Raw genomic sequence first — 19,720 nt, forward strand, 5'->3', positions numbered from 1 at the left:
CTTTATTATTGGAGAGCACTAATTGGAAAGAGACAATAATTGAATGAGTTGCTTGCGGTCCGTTTTTCCATTACTCAGGAGGGGAATGTTATTAATAACATGAAAATAGTTTGGTATTAAATAATCCGGAAGATAAGGGGAAAGTAGAGTTCTCCATGACACATGATGCACATCAACATTTGCAACTATGAAGGCATGCAATCGGTTAAAACCGTCCATATCTAAATGAGGTATGACAACGGTTGCTGTTGCAGGGGTAAGCCGTACAATAGCTTCTTCTATTTCATGTATATTAATACGGTGGCCTTTAATTTTAACTTCTAGGTCTTTTCTTCCTATTATCTGATACTCGCCATTATCCATTATTTTAACAACATCACCAGTTACATACATTCGATCGTCAGAGACGTTGGAGAACTTGCTGGCTGTAAGAGAGGGGTCGTTCATATAACCCTTTGCTACGCCTCTCCCCAAAATACAGAGTTCTCCGACATTTCCGGCGGTAATAATTGGTTCACCATCCGTATTGAGAGCAATAAACGTTGTGTTTTTTATTGGGGTACCGATCGTAATAGCTTCGCTGGGGTTAGATAGTCGTTTGTATGAGGACCATATTGTAGTTTCGGTCGGTCCATACATATTGTAGATGTTAGCCTTTGTACAACCGAGTGTTGTTTCTAGTAATAGTGGAGGAAAGGGTTCTCCTCCAACAAATAGTATTTTAATATGATCAATTGCCGCACCTGCTGTTCGGTCACTTAATAGCCAAAATAATTTTGAAGGTGTAAATTGTGCAAAATCAACAGCTTGCGTGGAAATTAACTTAGATAAAAGACGTGTATTTCTTATACTCCTGTCATCAGCGAGTATAACGGTTCGTCCTATGTAAAGAGGAAATAAAACTTCGACCATAAAAATATCAAACGAAAAGGATGTTGAGGCAAGAAAATTAGTTGCAGAGGCGAAATCTATGCTTTCAATCAGACCATCAAATAAGTTTTGTAGAGATTGGTGTTCAATCATTACGCCTTTTGGCTTGCCGGTTGTACCGGATGTATAAATAACATATACCAGAGAATTTTGATTAATCTGCAGATCAGGGTTATGCGAGGATTCGCGAAGCAGAGACATAAAATCAATCGGGATGAAATGTCCTATAAACTCACTATATGCTTGTCTTGAAGTGGTAAGAATGATTCGAATCTTACAATCTTGGATCATTAAGTTTATTCTGCTTTTAGGCAAGGATGGTTCAAGTGGGCAGAATGCACTGCCCGACTTTAAAATACCCAATAGACCGACAACTATTTCGATAGAGCGATCCATTAGTAATCCGATAACTTCTCCAGGCTGAACTCCAGTATTTATGAGATTAGCGGCGATTTGATTCGCTTTTTCATTCAGTTTTTTATATGTGATATGCTCCGTACCATAAATTATAGCTGTTTTCTCCGGATGTAGCTGAGCGATGCTTTCGAACTGTTTTATTATTGACAAGGATACAACCCCTCTGTCTTTCATTTTATAAATAGAAGGAAAAAACAATTGAAAAAAAAGGCTTTTTTGTATAAATGGCGAAATTACATTGTGTATCAATTATTTTGGGGAGGCTTAATAATGAAGACTGTAGTTTTGACTGAAAATGCGCAGCAGCCAGGAGTAATGCCTTATTCACAAGCCATTAAAGTGAATAATACGGTTTATGTTGCTGGACAAGGCCCATTCGATTCGATAACAGGGGGGCTGGTTGGCAGTACACTAGAGGAGCAGACTAGAAAAACATTTGAGAATTTAAAAGCTATTCTTGAAGAAGCGGGAGCAGATTTTGATGACGTTGTGAAAGTCACTGTAATATTAGGTCACGGTGCAGATTTCGACACATTTAATGAAATATATGCCGAGTACTTCAATAAGAGATTTCCGGCAAGAACTATATTTGGAAGCGACTTGGGCTTCTATCTCCAGATGGATGCAATTGCTGTCATCGACTAATCGGGGTTAACTATAAAAGCAAGAGACCTAAAATGATAAGGTCCTTGCTTTTATTATTACTAGAGTATTTTACTTAAGATTTGATTATTAATAACGAGATAATCCAGATCCATTTCCATAAAGGCTTTAATCGAATCATGAGGTGTTTCAACAATAGGCTTACCGTTATCATTAAAGCTTGTATTTAAAAGTACAGGAACTCCAGTTAATTCATAGAAATGCTGTAGAAGGTTATATAGCTCTTTATTGCTTTCTTTGCTAACAGTTTGTACTCGTCCCGTGCCGTCAACATGAGTAACCGCTGGAATATATTTTTGTTTTTCCTCATGTATAGGAGCAACAAATAACATATAGTATGAGGGCTCAGCTAAGGCAAAGTATTCTTGCTGTCTTTCTGCTAGTACGACAGGTGCAAATGGACGAAACCATTCGCGATGTTTAATTCTGGAGTTAATAATTTCTTTCATTTTCTCGGAGCGAGGATCAGCAAGAATACTTCGATTCCCTAAAGCCCTTGGTCCAACCTCCGATCTACCATTTGACCAGCCTATAATTGCACCCTTAGCAATGTGTCTAGCAACCTCCTTATAGATATTGGTTGGTGTTTCAACTTTCAGCTTCCCCTCATATTCTTGGATAGCTTGTTCCAGCTCGTATGGCGCTGCGTTCCTTCCTAGGTAGGGTGAGAATGGCTGATTTGTTTTGATCAATGGTTTATCTTTATATATATGATATCCGTAGAGTGCACTGCCAATGGCAATTCCTGTGTCCCCCGATTGCGGAAATACATATACATTTTCGAAAGGTGTTTCTTTAAGTATTCGATAATTGGCTGAACTGTTTAAGAATACTCCTCCAGCTAAGCATAAATTCTTAGAATGTGTTTTCTTATATAGTGTATTGCAGGCTTGGATGAGAACATTCTCAATATGGAATTGCGCTGCATAGGCAAGATTTGCTTTAACTTTGAATAGTTCGTCATTCAACTTTGCCCAGTGTAGCTGTTCAGTCATGAATCGATCCATTCTATTCACATGATCCTGATTTCTAATGAATTGCCCATCATCAGAGATAGAATAGAAGCCTTCAAATGTTTTCACATACTCATCTGTTCCGTAAGGAGCAAGCCCCATTGTTTTCCCTTCTTCTAAGAAAGAAAAACCCAATGCCGCTGTTACAGAAAAGTAAAACTCACCGATGGAATGGTATGGAAACCTGCTGGACATCCACGATCCGGTGATCTTCGACACATCAGTAATATACTTGTCTTGTCCATAAAATGTGGAAATGGTTTCCACTTCGAGCGGCTTTTGAAATCCACTGCTTCCTATTATACCTCCACAACCATCGACGACGAGGATGGCCGCCTCGCTATAAGGTGATGTGTAATAAGTGCTGCTTGCGTGAGATAGATGATGAGGCATTAGTATAGTTTTAGTAGCATACCTTGAATAGTAAAGTTTGTTTATTATATTGCTTGTCACTACCAGTTCAATTTGATTAAAAGGAATACCTAGCTCGTTTAAACAATACTCTCCCGCTTTACAACGAGCGAGTTTTCTATCATTCTCATCCAGCAAGGAGTGCTTAACTTTATTCAATCGCTCTTCCTCTACTGCAATTTGAATAGTGCCGTCCGTTACTATGCACGCAGAAAAACTATGTCCTGTTCCACCAAGTCCAAGAATATGCATGGAGCGCTCACCTCTACTCGTTAAATTGTTCCAACCATAATAATCGCATTTCTGGTGATGTAACTAATAGTTCCTCCAGTTGGCCTACCGCTTCCATACTACCGTTTTTAAGCACAACGATCTGATGTGCGCGTAATAGTATTTCTTTCTGATTAGAGGATATTAGAAACGTATGGTTCGAATCTGATATCCGTGACCAAAACACTTGTTTGGTCTGATTATCAAGTCCGTTAGAAATATCATCCATAATATACAAATCGGTGTTTTCAAAGAACATTCTCGCTGCAGCAAGTCGTTGCTTTTGTCCTCCCGAAATTACTGATCCGTTATTACCGATGTATGTTTGTAGTCCTTGTTCAAATTTTGGTATGTCACTGTCCAATCGAGATAGATATAACGCTCTGTCTATTGCAGAGGGGGGGCCTTCTCGAAACAACTTAATGTTTTCTTCAATCGTTGTATTAAAGAATTGGGGCGTTTGTGGCGTATATGAAATCTTATTGCTGTTAAGAAGCGCAGAAGAGACAACGGGGGTACCATTCCAATTTATATTACCTTCCGTGGAATGGAGCAGGCCTGCTACACATTTTAATAAAGTGGATTTACCTGAACCAATTCTTCCTACGATTACGGTAATGGTGCCAGGCTCAATGCTGAAGTTTATATGCCGGATCGCCCATCGGTTATCACTGAAGGAATACCCTAAGTTTTGAAGTTCCAATGTTTTTAATGAGCCAAGCGTATCTATTGAAAGCTCCTTGAATGAGAGATGTAGAGGGTCGAAAGAGTGCCGCAAGTAAAGAGGAGTTGGTTCAGTAAAAGATGATACACAATCCAAGTTTAATTGCTCAAGTCGTTCTATTGAGATCTTCGCCTGCTTGGTTTGGACGTAGTATCTTCCGATTTTATAAAAAAACTCGTTAATGAATGGAATGTAGTAAACAAAAATAGAAAATTCACCAACTGTAAAATCCCCCTTTGCTAGGGCCGCACTAGCAACAATTAGTATCAATCCAGTTCCAATTTGAACGGTACCATTGGATATAGAATCGATTATTAGCAGGAATATGCGCTCTTTAATCATTGCTTTTTTTCGTTCAATGCCTAGAAGTTTAAATTTCTCTGTAACATCTTTTTCTGCATGCAGAGATTTAACGGTAAGAACCGAATTGAATATCTCTGCGATAAAAGTAGTGACAAGCGACGTCTTTTCTCGACTCGTCTTATGATAGGAGGTTACATAGGACTTTAAGTAGTTATTGAGGATAAGAATGAATAGTAGTGGAACAATAATGGTCAGTGTGATAACAGGATCTAAATAAAATAGTATGGTGAAAGAGAATACAGAGAATAAAGCATAGCCAGGAATCTCTTGCAGCATTCCAAGAACACCGACAGCTTGTCCGACATCGTCTTGCAGATTGTTTATAAATTCACCTACTGATGGATTACGTCCTTGGACATTGGGTTTTTTGAGGTAACTAATCAGTAGATTTTTACGGATAAGGCAGCTGAATGAAAAATCCTGATACACATGGAGCAATAGCCCAGCAAAAATACAAAGAATTTGCACGAAAGAAGTTAATATGAGAATGGTAAGTAAGGTGGTGCTATTTCCGTTGTAATGCGTCCCTGTGAGGAAGTCGAACAATGATTTGTTAATGATGCCGGTTAGTGCAGGAAGGATATATACAGTGCCCCAAAAAAATATGTTAGCAAAATAAGTGTTTCTTTTATAATTGATCATGCTTGTTATGAATGCTTTTAGGGTCACTGTAAAGTCACTCCTTCCTGAGAATGAATGAATTCATATAGGAGCGACTTGTTATCGTTTTCGAGTATTTCACGTTCTCCATACTCCACAATGGTATGATTATCGATAATGGCTACATATTTAGCTAATCGAATTGAAGATAACTTGTGTGAAACGATAATCGCTGTACGCTTATTAATAAGTCCCTTCAGAATATTTTGTAGCCCGTATTCAGTAGCATCATCAAGTCTGGAGGTAGCTTCATCCAAAACTATCATTCCAGGATCTCTTAGAAACATTCTAGCCAATGCAATAAGCTGTTCTTCTCCGGCGGACAGCCCCGCATTCTGGGAGATAATTGTGTCGAAACCATGGGGGAGGGAACGGAACCATGAATCTAGTTGCAATTGATCGATTATTGTTAGAAGTTGATCGTCAGTGATACTGGGATCATATAGCGTAATATTGTCACGTAGCGAAGCGTTGAAAAGTTTGATATCCTGGTTGAAGTATCCAATACGACTGCGTATGGAGTCAATCTGGTATAGCCCGATGTCTAGATCGTTGATAAAGATGTTGCCTTTTAGAGGATCATACAATCTAAGGAGTAGCTTAGATAAGGTGGATTTTCCGCTGCCTGTTCGGCCAAGTACACATAGTGTCTCTCCGGCACGTAAGTGGAAAGAAATATGGTTAAGTACCATTTTCTCATCATTGTACGCAAAGTCTACTTGATCGAATTTTACATCCAATGCGCCTGCGGGAAGTTTTCGATTGCCGTCCACTATCGACGCTGAGGGGATAATTAGGCTGGAAAGCCTGGCGAAAGAAGCATCTACTTGCTGTAGTTCCTCGATTTGACTACGCAAAGTGTTTATTGGATTCATGAGCATTTGTTGGTAATGTATGAGTAGGTAAATGCCGCCGACTGTTGTTGCTCCCTGCCTCCAGAGAAAGAGAGACAAAAAAAACATCAATGCAGTGCCGAGCCCTGTAAAAAGGATGTTGCTCATCCACATTCCGTTTGCCATGAGCATGGCTTTCATTTGATTACGAATCAAGTTTCTTGTAAGCAATGTGTATTTAATGATGATATATTTTAATGATGCATTTCCCGTGACATTTTCTTTTGCTGCAACAGCTTCGCCAATAAATCCGGAGAAATTGGCAGAACTTTGGATGTAATTGAACCAGTGTAGAGAAGATATGGAGCGTAGCTTGCGGAATATCGCGAATAACACAACCGTAAAGCAAGTAAAACATAAACCAACCAGCCAATTCTCAATAAATATCATACTAAGAATGCCAATTAGCAGCAGAGCGTTTCCTATAAATTGAATAGAAAGGTTGGAGAAAAAACGAGCTAGAGTACTGACATCCCCATCAAGACGCTCTATCATCTCCCCGGGCGTCCTTTTCTGCTGATATACCATATCCTGTCCTAGGCATATTCGAAAGAGAGAAACCCTCATATCATTCGTAGTGGACCATCCGATGGTCTCTGCGAGAGTGCCTATTACCACATTAATGAGAAGATTAAAAAGCACAATGAGAAGGAACAGCATAGCTGCGGTAATAATGGAACGAAAGGATTGGTTACTTAGCGCCGAGTCGATAATGAACCGTGTGATTTGAGGTTGTATGATTTGAATGACTATGTTCGCAAGCAACAGTAACGACATGATTGAGAAACTGATCTTATAGGGTTTAATATAGGTAAGGAAAAGCTTAATTTTACTTGAGAACATATCTTTGTTCATCATCGTACGGAATCGTTCGAAGCAAACCTCAATATGTATTCGTGTACATCTCTAATGGTCAGCAGCTCATCGAGATTCAATTGATCGTCAAGTACGTCAATATTCAACATTATTTCGATCTCAACTAACAACTCCACGATGTGAGTGGAATCAAGTTCTAATTCGGCGAATAAAGTGTCCTCAAGAATCTCACCAATATTATTAAGTCTTTTAATAATCGAAATTATTTCTTCAATGCTAATCATCATTTTTCATCCCTTCTAAAAGTTCTGTTATTAGTTTCGCGCTTTGCAGTTGAGCATTATAGGTTCTCACTTTGTTGCTAATCGCTAAAGCGTTAAGCCGATATGTCGGATCGCTCTGGATTTCCAGAAAATGGTTGTATAGAGTTGACTCAAGTATTTCATCCGGGTTTAGTGTTTTGGATACGCCTAGCTTACTGCATTGATCAGCCAGAATGGAATGGTCTGCTCCAAGCGGAATAATAATCATGGGGATTCCATACAGAAGACAACTTTGCAAAGTTCCGCATCCACCGTGTGTAATTACGAGGTCCGCTTGAGGGAAAATTTCATGATGGGTAGGGAAGGATATGCTGGGCTCCTGTGTAGTGATGGAAGCGAGTCGTGGATTCCCGCTAATAATTACTTCAAAAACAGGGCGACGAAATACTGTGGAGCAAGTATTCACATATAAATTAGTTATTTCTTTAAGCTCTACGCGTGGTACTGAGGAAGTGCATACTACAATGACAAACTTATCATCTTTCCGTTTAGGTTTTGAAAGATGATTACTTTGTGGTGGAACCGCCATAGGACATGATCCTACATATCGAAAAGTAGGATGGTTAATGACGAAGTCTAGATCGATTAGTTCGGGATAGACAAGAACTAGGTGAAGCAAGGAAGAAAGGCCAGCTAAATCACCTCGAGAATGAAACGGATGGACAGTAGGTGGCAGATGGTTATTGGCTCTGATTTGATCGAGCTTTCTTTGATAGCGTGCCATTAACCGTAAGTTCACTGACTGACTTCCTGGAACTGCCTTATCGGATAGTGGAAGCGATGTCTGAATACTAACGGAAGGGATGCAGTACAACTCTGCGGCAATGGCAGGGGCAGAGAGAGAGGAATCATTAATTATCAGATCAATTGGTTGTAGGTTGATAAATTGCGAAACATCCTCCAGCATCTCTTCAATGAAATATTCGGGAAAACGGTCCCACCCAATGGCATGGAAGTGGAGAAGGTTTTGAATCGCCAGAAATTTTACAGAATGATGGCTCAATAGCCATACCTCATGCCCGAGACGGGTCAGTTGAACGCCTATTTGAATAATAGGTAGAACATGACCTTGAAGACGTTGAGTAACAATTGCAATTCGAGCCATGACATCACCATCTCATTCTTCATTCAAATGTTTCAGTTCCGGCAATATAAAGAGTCCGTCTTCTCGAATGAGGATCCCATCAAAATAAAGTGCTCCGCCGCCGTAATTCTTACTTTGCATTAAGACCAAGTCCCAGTGAATACTGGAATTGTTTCCGTTATCAGCCATTGGATAGGCTTGCCCTAGTGCTAGGTGGATGCTTCCATTCATCTTCTCATCGAAAATTAAACTATTTGTAGGTTTTATAATGGCGGGGTTAAGCCCTATACCAAATTCGCCCAGGTAACAGGCGCCATTATCTGTATTCAGTATGGAATTGAGCATGGTCATATTATCGCTTGAGGCGTTTACGACTCGGCCTTTACGAAACTCTAAGGATACATTGTGAAATAACTTCCCCATATAATATCCAGGAATATTGAACTGAATATAACCTTCTGTCGAGTGCAGTACGGGTGCGGTGAAAATTTCGCCGTCGGGCAAGTTATACTTTCCCATGCAAAGGAAACTCGGGATATTGTTAATCGAGAACGTTAGATCTGTGCCGGGCGACGTGATTCTGACCTTATCTGTGTGATCTAATAAGTGTTGTAACGGTTCAGCCTTCTCACGGAGTTGCTCATAATCTAGACTGCTCGCTTGAAAATAAAATGATTTAAAAGACTCCAAACTCATACCGGCAAGCTGCGCAGCGCCTTCAGTTGGCCATTGAAGAAGTATCCAATGATCAAGAGATGCCATCGTGGCCTGAATCGGCTGAAGGTACTCGTTAATATATAGTTTATACCGTTCTTCATCGACGTCATTCATCTCATAAAGGTTAGGTGTTGATCGTATTCCGATATAAGCATTCATTGTTTTCATTTGGTAGATACGCTGCTTGGCCATTAGCTTAATTTGTTGTGGGTGACTGCCTTGCAACAGTCTTTTTAAGTGTTTTGTCATTACGGTGTGTAAAAATGGAATGCCTCCGGATGAATAAATTGACGTAATAAGCTCATCTATTAAAGAGTCAGCTTCACCTACAACATCAATGAAGACACGTTGCAGGGGTGCGACAGCCAACGACTTGGAGACGATCGCATCGGCAAGTTTTTTGGTGTTTAATGGCATAGGTCTCCTGTTAAGGGCTCGAGCCCTCTCATTAGTTTAGTTTCGAGATCATACATATAAATGAGATATTCATTCAGTTTTGAACGGTAGTCACGTTCGGGTTGCTTTTTCCACTTCATAAGTATGCCCATGACTAGCGACCAGCTTTTACATAGTGGGATGAGTTCTTCCGCCCAGTCGGCATGCAAGAGACTGCGTGGTATTTGTCTCTTAACTACAGCAAGCAGCCATAATTCACGCAGCTTTCTATAGTAGTTAATATCAAACTCCAAGTGCTCCAAATATATGTTTAACTGTTCGTGCGAAAGACTGTATAAATGATTGATAAATGTTTGTAGACGCGCTAGTCCTCCACAATGGAGCATGGCATGGACGGAATCTCTTATAATTCGATGAAAGGTAGTTTCCCATGTTTCATTGGATGAGTCAGGGAGACGCTCCAGAATCGCAACACCAAATTCATTGGAATAACGAAGGCATTGATCCAAATGTGACCAAGGGATTATGCCAACTTGTCCATTGATTAAAAAATCTTTAACAAGTGTGTCGTCTATTAGTATCAGCGAAGAATCGGTGACATCAGCTACTATCGCCCAATGAATGATAGAGTGTTTTTTGTAATAGGTTGAGAATGCAGCTTTATCTGCTTGATAAAAAATGAGCGCATAACGATGAGCTTCAAGTATTAACTTTATGAAGGATCGTATATCGGATTTATCGTTCAAGGGGTACTTGCCTACTTTCCAACCGTGGTTCAATGTCGGCAAACTGCGCCTAAGATGAAACTCTCCGAGTAGATGGCAGTCAAATGGATTAAGGAATACGGGAAGGAGTTCGTTCGCTGCGACATGCTGGCGGAGTAGTACTTCTTTGGTACAAAGTTGGAGACAATCAAGCGAGCGGTCGCTTAAACCTGCCTGATCCTGATAGCGCCAATTAATAGCAGTTGGGGAATGAAGAATGTCATTGAAGAGAAGAGTGGGATGGCTTGGCAAATGGTTCATCAGCGGCCCCCCTTAGGATTCTGGGAAGTACTTATTAATCAGTTCGAAAATAGATGCAGGCGTTGAGAAGTTGTCTAGCAATAGATCATCATCATGAATCTCAATATTAAAAAGGTCCTCCAATTCCACAACTAGTCTTATATAGAGCATGGAATCCATCCCGATAGATAATAAGTTATAGTCGCCAGGAAGCTCGTTCTGGGAAGTGGTCATGATTTGTAGCAGACACTGTTGAATAACTTGGTAGCGTTCTAATGCGTTCACTGGAATACCTTCTTTCTTATTGTGGGATGTACTTGCCAATATGCTGAGAGACAAAATACTCAAGTAACATTGTGTTAGCTCTTCGTTCTTTCTCGCCTATCTTTCTTAGGCCATTAGATATTTCTATGCATAATGCTGTCTCAGGTTTCTTTTGAAAGTTAATCGAATTCAATTTATTGCTTTTTAACATGGATCGAATCTCTTGGAAAATGGAGAGGATTTTTTGCAACATAGTACTGTGCCCGTCTTCATGCTCAATAAGCTGTAATCGAGTAAGTGCGATGTTGTTATGTAACAATAATTTTTGATTGATGATGTTCCAATAAGGAAAATAGAAGGGATCTATTGTATTTTCATTGATGCGCTCCTTGAAAAAAGAGGACAAGATGTGGGGCACACCATATCCTAATGAGTAGCCGGATTTGACATGGCTCGAACAAGCCATCCCCTTTTCGAGAGCAAAGAAGATTTTTTGCCGATTCAGCCGAGTATCATGATTTTGAAGCCCTTTAATAACCGAAAGAGGGAAACCATAAAAGGCAAACCATTTTTGTGCATAGTTTTCCCTTTTCAATACTTGATGAAATGCATGGGTGCATGTGTGATAATCTACCTCGATGCTTCCGAATGTGGTATTGGAGACCTCGAACGCAAGTATGCTCAGTTTATTCGTTTCGTCGTTGTAACCATATACAAGGCATTCATGAATCATTGGTTTTTTATTGTAGAAATGAGAATCTGGTATTAAAGCCCAGTCTAAATATAGAAGAACATAATGCCCTTTGTTTAGCTGGCATTTTATAAAGGGTATGATATCTCCGGTATCTACATGCAATTCCTCCTCAATGACATTAGAATAGACATCAAGATGGTCTTCAAATCGAAGAGTTGGGAAGTCGCTATCAACCTGAGTGACCATTAAATTAATAAAATGACTGTGCAGCCAGTAGATGTTACTTTTCACTGACAAAACGACACTTAATCGAAAGTTGTGATAACACTCCAATGCGAATCCAGGGTTTGCTTCTATTGATAGTTTTCTTTTCATTTCGTTGCGTCCTTTACATAAATAGTAAGCGGCTAATACTTTGATTCTATTTCTAATCAGAGGTTTAAGCTCGGTTTAGCTTGTTGGAGGTTTATTCATAAAGACATAACAAAACCTGAGCGCTTAAATCCTGCATTTGCAATAATGATGGGAATAGTGAGAGGGGGCTATATATGGACACTAATGGATGTCAAGCTGTAGAAGACATTAAACTTGTTATATGGGATTTGGACAATACGTTTTGGAATGGTACCCTGACAGAGGGAGATTGGGAGTGGAATCAATCCAATAGTAAAATTGTTATTGACCTGGTTAGTAGAGGCATTATGAATTCCATATGTTCAAAGAACAATTTCCAGCAAGTTAAGAGTGTTCTAGAAGATTTCGGTATGTGGGGCTATTTTATATTCCCCCAAATTAAATGGATGCCGAAAGGGATGCTAGTTAAAAGTATAGTTGAACTTTCAAATCTCCGTCCTCCTAATATTCTCTTTATTGATGATGATTTCAATAATATCAGAGAAGTAACGTTTTATAACCCCGCTATTCAATCAGCTACAGTTAATGAACTCCCCACATTGTTATCGCTTCCTTGTATGCAGGGCAAGAGCGATCATGCTCATAAACGATTAAACCAATATAAAATTCTGGAGCAAAAACAAGAAGTAAAAGTAAAGATGGAGTCGAACGAAGATTTTTTGAAGCAGAGCCAGATTTGTGTCTCAATAGCATCGGATTGTGAAAATCGTATTAGTGAGATAAGTGATCTAATTAAGCGCACAAACCAACTTAACTTTACGAAGAAGAGAATAACAATAGATCAACTACAGCTTTTATTAATTGACCCTAATATAGAATCAAGATACATTACCGTAACGGATCGTTATGGAGACTATGGAACCACGGGTTTTTATGCAAAAAGGGACGGGAAACTTGAGCATTTCGTTTTCTCTTGCAGATTGTTAAATATGGGAGTAGAACAGTGGGTATATGCACAGTTAGGGTTTCCTCCAATTGTGGTAACCGAAGCGGGGGAAGTCGCGGTTCAATTATCAGATGGATACTGTCCGTATTGGGTTAACGAGGAAGCGGATACGGATTCTTTGAATCCAGCGACAAATATGAAGTCTGTCATTAACTGCGTTATTAGAGGTGGATGTGACTTGGAGCAGCTATCTCATTATCTTTATTACGAAAATATAAACGTAATTAGAGAGCTTTGTTTCTACAGTTTCGAAAAAGGTGAAATCCGAAGAGATCATCTAGAAATTGTGAAGCAGACAATGAGTCTGCCTAAGGAAGAGAAGGAATGGTTATATGAGCATCTTCCGTTTTACGATAAATATATGCATGACACAAATATGTTTGACAAACAGATTGATGTTGTTGTATATAGCGTCATTTCTGATTATGGTTTAGGGGTATATGAGTTTGTAAATGATGATCGCGACAAGCAATTAAGAGTCGTATATGGATCTAACGAATTGCCTATTACGGACTTAAGCAAGCATAAATTTTTGCCAGAGTATGCTTCCACGCAGTTAACTAGAAATCCGCAATTTTTAGAATGGTTTAATCAGAAGGCAGTTTTTTTGGGTCCAACGAGCCAAAGGGATTTTATGAATAATCTATATTGGTTAAGAGAGAAGCTCCCGTCCAGTACGTTGCTTATTTTGTTGAATGGTGCTGAAGTAGCCCCGCATAACGTACCAATGGAGACGAGGGTGCAGAGACATACACTGATGAATAATACGTTAAAACAATTCACGAACTCAGTATGCAATACATTTACGGTTGATGTGAACCAGTATGTACAATCACCCCATGATCTTACGGATGATATCTCGCATTACCAAAGATTTGTCTACCAGAAGCTTGCTGAAGAAATAGTATCGATTATTAAAGGGGCCTTTTCGATTAAAGTGACATTAGATCACAAGCAAAAACGGGCTACAAGTATTAAGGACAAGATGACACAGGAAATATGGTTTGAAGAAGAGTATAGATGAGTGCAGGAATCAACATGATAATGGGGGGGTTAGATTTGAATAATAAAATGTTGTTCATGGCCGAACCGATGTTGAATACATCGAGTGTTTACGCGAGTGTACTATCAATAATCTCGGATGATCTGAAGAAGATCCAACCATGGATTATGACCCACTTTATACAATTGAGATATGTAGAGGATTGGGATGTTTTATTTTTCGATAATCACCACGTACTATTTGCAACATGCCCTTGGATTGAGAGTCATGGATTAAGTCGTGAATTCATGAGTGTGAAATGGAGAACATTTAAAGATTTTATTATTGATGCAATTTCTCATGATTATTATATTTGGTGTCATGTGGACCGATACTATCTTCCGCCATCTAGTGCTTATCACAATAGGCATCACGATCATGAGCTATTGATATTCGGGTATGATGTTGACCAGAATAAGGTTCATTTTGCGGATTATTTATCCGATGGAAAATTTGCCAAGTTTACTCATACGGAGTGCGGATTGGACGAGATGGAAGAGGCTTTTTGGTCGATGAATAGTGACAACCCGCATCTTACAAGTATAAATTTGCTTCGCAAAAGAGAATATAGATATTCAATCAATTTGGACTATGTAATAGAGTCTATTCAAAGATACTTATTCTCAAAACCGACTTATACGATGCATCTCTATAAAACGATTGATGTGTATGGGCTTGATATTTATTATAAAATCATCACAAAAAATGAAAGGATCGGAAACCATCCTGAATTTGAAATGGATGTTCGGATTTACCACTTATTATGGGAGCATAAAAAGCTAATGAAAGACCGAATTTTGTACTTTATGGAGAACGGGTTGGTTCATCAGAGTTCACTTGCAGATGCTTGTGATGAGCTTGTTAATAATGTGCTAATAATAAGGAATATGTCTATGAAATATAATGTATCCAAGGACATCAAGTTACTTCAACGGATTAACTCAAAAATAGCCAGTTTAGCACTTCAGGAGACAGAAATGTTGAAGACTCTTTTAAGTAATCTAGTATGATCTTCTATTTTCTATAACATTGATATCTACGTGAAGTCTGTCAAGACCCATGAAATAGATACAAGTCCACCTTAACGGCTCATCCAACGTTATCATTAATGTCATGTAGTGTCGTTCATTATTGTCATCAACTCCTTAAGGTCACGAAGGGGAAATGGGGGAGTTATGAAGCAAATAATAGAATTACCTTTATATGAACCGAAAGTAAAGTCATATTTACATCATGCATACCAATTTGCAATTACGGGAAAGGATCAAAAAACAAAAGCGTCGTGGTTTTATATGAATTATATACACTTAGTCTGTGAGTACTATTTCCTGCAATTTTATATGCCGGATCAAGATGGGGATAACTGGGGTATTAAAAACCCTTTTATAGAAAGAGAAGTGATATCAAGAAGGTTTATTCTCGATAATAATATTGATTTGATTGAAATGATTAGAAACGAACTAAACTCTGGTCGGTACATTGTTTCCTATGTGAATGAAAAGTATATTCTTGGTTCATATGCCAATTTGAACAACGAGAACTTCAACCATATGATTATGATTCATGGATATGATACTAGTAAAGAGATATTTTTATATTCAAGCTTCAATAAAGATAGGTCATTCCATCGCGGAGAAGTTCCGTTCTCCAAATTCTCTGCCTCCTATTTTGATAATGAGTATGATTACGAAAATACTGAAAGTAGAATGCAATTTTTGAAACTTCAACGTGAAGAGATCAATTTCACTTTTGATTTGAGTACGTATATACGGAGTTTATATATTTATCGTGATTCTCTACCGCCGGATAATAATATTTTTCAGCAGAAAAAGTCCAAGATTGAAATTTCTTTTGGATTAAATACTTACGATTCAGTGGCAAGTTATTTGGCACAATTCACGAATGGTGACGATAGTATTATTTTTAATAATTTAATGATTTCTATTCATTTATTAGTTGAACATAAAGAGTTATTAATTGAATGCTTAGAGTATATTGTTTCATTTTCCGGCAAAAAAATAGCTCATTACATCCAAAGGTATGAAGAACTGTATAACGGATTCTTATTGTTGAGAAATAAGATGTTAAAGTTTTATGTCAGTAAAGATATAAGATGTTTAGTGGGGATTGAAAGGGGATTATTGGAACTGAAAAATAATGAATATTCACTATTAACAGCGATAATATTGGAATTGCAATAATAATCGAACATACCAGGAGGCGAGACAATTGAACTCCTTAAATCCGTATGCCACGCTTCATCCCTTTACCTACATGCCGGGTTTTTCCACGCTTACTCCACAGGGTTTTCATCATTTCAATACCTACTTGACCAGGGGCGAAGGAGTTTGGATATATGATCAGCATGATAACCGCTATATTTACGCCACTACTGCCGTTCCCTCGGTTGGCTTGTGTAACCCGTATGTTACAGAGAAGATCGCCAAGCAGTACGAAACGCTGCACTTTGCGTCAACCTGCGGCCAAACACATCCACTGGTAGAGCAGCTATCACAACGACTGATTGAATTGTGTGGTTCTCCGTTCGGCCAAGTATTCTATAGTAATGACGGTTCTGGCGCGATTGAAACGGCAATGCGGCTTGCTCGCCAATACTACCTTTCATTGGGGCAAAAGAAACGAACAAAGTTTATTAGCTTAGAAGGAAGCTATCATGGTACGACTTTTGGGACTGGCTCTGTGACGCACATGGGAATTGCGGAGTCGTTCGGACCGGCCCTTATGAATTGTTTTGCCGTTCCTGCACCCAATATGTATCGCCCTCCAATCGATGGAACGGCGGAGCAAATCATTCAGTATTGTCTAGACCTACTGGAGGAGACGATTTTTGAGAATGGTCCGGATGAGATTGCAGCTATTCTGATTGAACCAGTTCAAGGCGTTAACGGGATTATAGAAATCCCCAAATTTTATGTTCAAGAAGTGCGGCGCTTGGCTTCTCGGTACGGAATACTGCTTATCATGGATGAAGTAGCCACTGGAGTCGGACGAACGGGCGGGTGGATTTTATCCCACGAACTGGAGGTTCAACCTGATCTATTGGCGTTATCCAAAGGACTCACAGGTGGATATTTTCCAATGGGAGCTACAGTCGTTTCATCAGCAATTTCAACGCAGTTATTTGATAGCGGAGGCATATTTTTGCACGGATCAACACAGAGTGGCCATCCTATAGGCTGTTCCGCTGCTCTTGCTGTCATCCAATATCTCGAACTGAACCAGTTGGTTGAGGGTGTTAGGTCTAAAGGCGATTATGTCATCTCTTCACTTCTGAATTCGCTCAACGATCATCCTAATGTAGGCAATGTTCGAGGCAAGGGTATGATGTTTGCAATCGAATTCGTAGCCGATCGAATAAGTAAGACCCCTGTAGATTATGAATTCGGGCAGCAATTATCCGCAAGATTGCATAATCAGGGCATACTAGGCAACTGGTTTAACGGAATATTAATTCTTTATCCGCCGCTGAGTGCAACGAGGGAAGAACTTGCGTTCATGGTCAATGGTGTTGTATGTGCAATTGTCGGTAAATAAACATACGTAATCATTGGGGTAGGAGGTGGTTAAAATGATACAACTTCAGCCCGGAGATGCAGCGCCCTCCTTTGAGTTGGAAGGTATCGAGCTAGGGCGAAGGAGATTGGTTCGCTTATCTGAATTTATTGGACAGTATGTCGTATTGTTTTTTTATCCTTATAATTTCTCTCCGTTATGCACCTTGCAGAACTGTGAGTTCCGCGATCGATACGATGATTTTCAACTGAATAGTCATCAACTCGATAAGGTTATTATCCTCGGCATTAGTCCTGACCGTATGGACTCCCATCGGCTCTTCTCCCTTAAAAACCGTCTTCCGTTTCTTTTATTATCTGATCCTGAGCTTTTAGCTGCTCAACTGTATGGCGCAATAAATGAACACACTAAAAATGCCGTTAGATCGGGAGATACTCTATTGCGTAAAACCTTTATTATACGTCCCGATGGTCACATTGCCCGCTGTTATGATGTTGAGAATGCAAGGGAGCATATCGGGCAAGTAATAATTGATCTGCAATCCGAGGCGGCGAAAGGCCCATGAACCACAATGATGATATTAGATTTACCGAACTTAATATAGAAATCATCAATAATGCATTAGCGACAGACTTTTCCTCAATGATGGATGCCTTATGGCAAGTAATGATAACGGGTGACGCGCATTGGGCGGACGAACATGCCGAACGGGAACAGACATATTTAAATCGGCTTACCACACCTTTGCTTACGGAATATGTAATTCAAGGTCTGCATTCCGCAGCCAGTGACGAGATTATCCACCGTCAGTTAACCATTCTTAATCGTGAGATGCGCGAGTACGGGAATGATCCTATTCTGGAACAACAAATATTAGAGCTATGGAATAGACTTCATTATCGGATCTCAACGTTTCGTGCCCCGATAGACGGTGCCAGCCTCTCGAACAGACAAATTTCGACATTGCTGAATACACAGAGGGATTCAGCCTATCGTAAACGGATCTGGGAAGCGGGCATGCGGTTAGGAGAAGAGATAGCGCCAGGTCTTCTTGAGCTAGTAAACCTGCGCAATCAAGTTGCAAGAGCACAAGGCTTCGATAACTATTTTCTGATGAAGCTGGAGTTGCAAGGAATAGCAATGGAAGAACTCGATGAGAGCATAGTCAAGCTTAGAGAAGGACTTGATCCGAGTTACCGTCAATTGAAAGACGAGCTGGATGCCAATGTTGCGAAAAAGCTTACCATTTCCTCATCGAAAATAGAGGCATGGCACTATCAGGCCCTAATGCTGCAGAGATATCCTGCCCGGCAATCGGCGTGTAATTGGGATATAAATAAAATAATTACTGGAATTGTAAATTGGCTCCGGCCAAGCTGCGATGGAATCGACCAACTGATATCGAAAGCGGACTTGCTAGGAAGGGTCGGAAAAAGCCAGGCAAACTGCTGTTTGAACGTAGATCGCAAGAAGGACATTCGATTAATGTGTAATTTGTCGGGTGATACGGAAGGACTAAGACTGCTGCTGCATGAGCTTGGACATGCCTTTTATGAATGTGGGCTTGATGAGTCGTTGCCGTTTATTTTGCGCCAGCCGGCGCATCCTTTTTTGAGTGAAGCGGTAGCTTTGTTATTCGAGCGAATGTCCGTAGAAACGGAATGGTTGAAAGAGATCGGGGTCGTTAGCCCAGATCTAGTCGATGATTCGTTACAGAAGGCAGAACTGCGACGGAATTTGTTAATGAAATTGTACGCGACAATTGCAATCGTCGAGTTCGAGAAGGAGCTCTACCATAACCCCACTTCCCATCTAAACGATACGTGGTGGTACATTCTGGAAAATGTTCAGCGTATCCGCCGCCCAGACAACTGGGATTACCCGTATTGGGCTGCCAATGCGCATCTCACGACGCTGCCAGTCTATTATTACAACTATCTGTGGGGCGAAGCGGCGGCTTCGCAATTGCAGCATTCCTTGCAGGATCAATTCCAGTCGGAATTCTCAAAGTGTTCGCTTGACTGGCTGCGTAACAGGCTAGCTAAACCAGGGTCGTTAAGAGACTGGGCGGCTTTGCTTAATGAAGTGAGCGGCACACCGCTAAATATGCGCTATCTCATTGAGGATTTGAAAGTGTAATAG

At 39.9% G+C, this 19,720-nt stretch carries 16 protein-coding genes; 7 read left to right on the forward strand and 9 right to left on the reverse strand.

Annotation, left to right across the window (positions count from 1 at the left end; genetic code table 11):
• Positions 1-18: 18 nt before the first annotated feature.
• On the reverse strand, positions 19-1,497 hold the full coding sequence (locus DFQ01_RS11825) for an amino acid adenylation domain-containing protein (protein ID WP_174812487.1): 1,479 nt from the start codon (positions 1,495-1,497) through the stop codon (positions 19-21).
• A gap of 120 nt (positions 1,498-1,617) precedes the next feature.
• Between DFQ01_RS11825 and DFQ01_RS11830 the strand changes: the two genes are divergently transcribed.
• A complete protein-coding gene (locus DFQ01_RS11830) occupies positions 1,618-1,992 on the forward strand; it encodes a Rid family detoxifying hydrolase (RefSeq protein WP_110044210.1) in 375 nt (124 codons plus the stop codon).
• Positions 1,993-2,051: 59 nt separating this feature from the next.
• Here the strand turns inward: DFQ01_RS11830 and DFQ01_RS11835 are convergent, their stop codons facing one another.
• The 8 genes from DFQ01_RS11835 to DFQ01_RS11875 form a co-directional block, all read right to left on the reverse strand.
• On the reverse strand, positions 2,052-3,686 hold the full coding sequence (locus DFQ01_RS11835; RefSeq protein WP_110044095.1) for a carbamoyltransferase family protein: 1,635 nt from the start codon (positions 3,684-3,686) through the stop codon (positions 2,052-2,054).
• Between the two features lie 13 nt (positions 3,687-3,699).
• Positions 3,700-5,460, reverse strand: a complete 1,761-nt coding sequence (locus tag DFQ01_RS11840; protein ID WP_110044096.1) for an ATP-binding cassette domain-containing protein — start codon at positions 5,458-5,460, stop codon at positions 3,700-3,702.
• Positions 5,457-7,202, reverse strand: a complete 1,746-nt coding sequence (locus DFQ01_RS11845; protein WP_110044097.1) for an ABC transporter ATP-binding protein — start codon at positions 7,200-7,202, stop codon at positions 5,457-5,459. Before DFQ01_RS11845 ends, DFQ01_RS11840 begins: the two co-directional genes overlap by 4 nt.
• Positions 7,203-7,436: 234 nt before the next feature.
• On the reverse strand, positions 7,437-8,588 hold the full coding sequence (locus DFQ01_RS11855; protein WP_110044099.1) for a glycosyltransferase: 1,152 nt from the start codon (positions 8,586-8,588) through the stop codon (positions 7,437-7,439).
• 12 nt (positions 8,589-8,600) lie between these two features.
• A complete protein-coding gene (locus DFQ01_RS11860) occupies positions 8,601-9,701 on the reverse strand; it encodes an aminopeptidase (protein WP_110044100.1) in 1,101 nt (366 codons plus the stop codon).
• Positions 9,692-10,705: a hypothetical protein gene (locus DFQ01_RS11865; protein ID WP_110044101.1), complete on the reverse strand. Its 1,014-nt coding sequence runs from the start codon at positions 10,703-10,705 to the stop codon at positions 9,692-9,694. Before DFQ01_RS11865 ends, DFQ01_RS11860 begins: the two co-directional genes overlap by 10 nt.
• Positions 10,706-10,717: 12 nt before the next feature.
• Positions 10,718-10,969: an acyl carrier protein gene (locus DFQ01_RS11870; protein WP_110044102.1), complete on the reverse strand. Its 252-nt coding sequence runs from the start codon at positions 10,967-10,969 to the stop codon at positions 10,718-10,720.
• Positions 10,970-10,985: 16 nt separating this feature from the next.
• The gene (locus DFQ01_RS11875) at positions 10,986-12,017 is read right to left on the reverse strand and encodes a hypothetical protein (protein WP_110044103.1); all 1,032 of its coding nucleotides are present in this window, start codon (positions 12,015-12,017) and stop codon (positions 10,986-10,988) included.
• A 173-nt stretch (positions 12,018-12,190) separates the two neighbouring features.
• Between DFQ01_RS11875 and DFQ01_RS11880 the strand changes: the two genes are divergently transcribed.
• From DFQ01_RS11880 to DFQ01_RS11905, 6 genes are all read left to right on the forward strand, one after another.
• Complete coding sequence (locus DFQ01_RS11880) at positions 12,191-14,026, forward strand: hypothetical protein (protein WP_110044104.1); 1,836 nt, start codon at positions 12,191-12,193, stop codon at positions 14,024-14,026.
• Entirely contained in the window at positions 14,023-15,054 is a 1,032-nt protein-coding gene (locus DFQ01_RS11885; RefSeq protein ID WP_110044105.1) for a cysteine peptidase family C39 domain-containing protein, read from the forward strand. Before DFQ01_RS11880 ends, DFQ01_RS11885 begins: the two co-directional genes overlap by 4 nt.
• A gap of 165 nt (positions 15,055-15,219) precedes the next feature.
• Positions 15,220-16,245: a hypothetical protein gene (locus DFQ01_RS11890; RefSeq protein WP_110044106.1), complete on the forward strand. Its 1,026-nt coding sequence runs from the start codon at positions 15,220-15,222 to the stop codon at positions 16,243-16,245.
• A gap of 28 nt (positions 16,246-16,273) precedes the next feature.
• Complete coding sequence (locus DFQ01_RS11895) at positions 16,274-17,599, forward strand: aminotransferase family protein (protein ID WP_245946636.1); 1,326 nt, start codon at positions 16,274-16,276, stop codon at positions 17,597-17,599.
• Positions 17,600-17,633: 34 nt separating this feature from the next.
• Positions 17,634-18,143 (forward strand): peroxiredoxin, encoded by a 510-nt coding sequence (locus DFQ01_RS11900; RefSeq protein WP_110044107.1) that lies wholly within the window; start codon positions 17,634-17,636, stop codon positions 18,141-18,143.
• Positions 18,140-19,717, forward strand: coding sequence for a M2 family metallopeptidase (locus DFQ01_RS11905; protein ID WP_110044108.1), 1,578 nt, complete (start codon positions 18,140-18,142; stop codon positions 19,715-19,717). The genes DFQ01_RS11900 and DFQ01_RS11905 overlap by 4 nt, the downstream gene beginning before the upstream one ends.
• Positions 19,718-19,720 lie beyond the last annotated feature (3 nt).

The organism is Paenibacillus cellulosilyticus, assembly GCF_003182255.1.
Classification (GTDB): Bacteria; Bacillota; Bacilli; order Paenibacillales; family Paenibacillaceae; genus Paenibacillus_T; species Paenibacillus_T cellulosilyticus.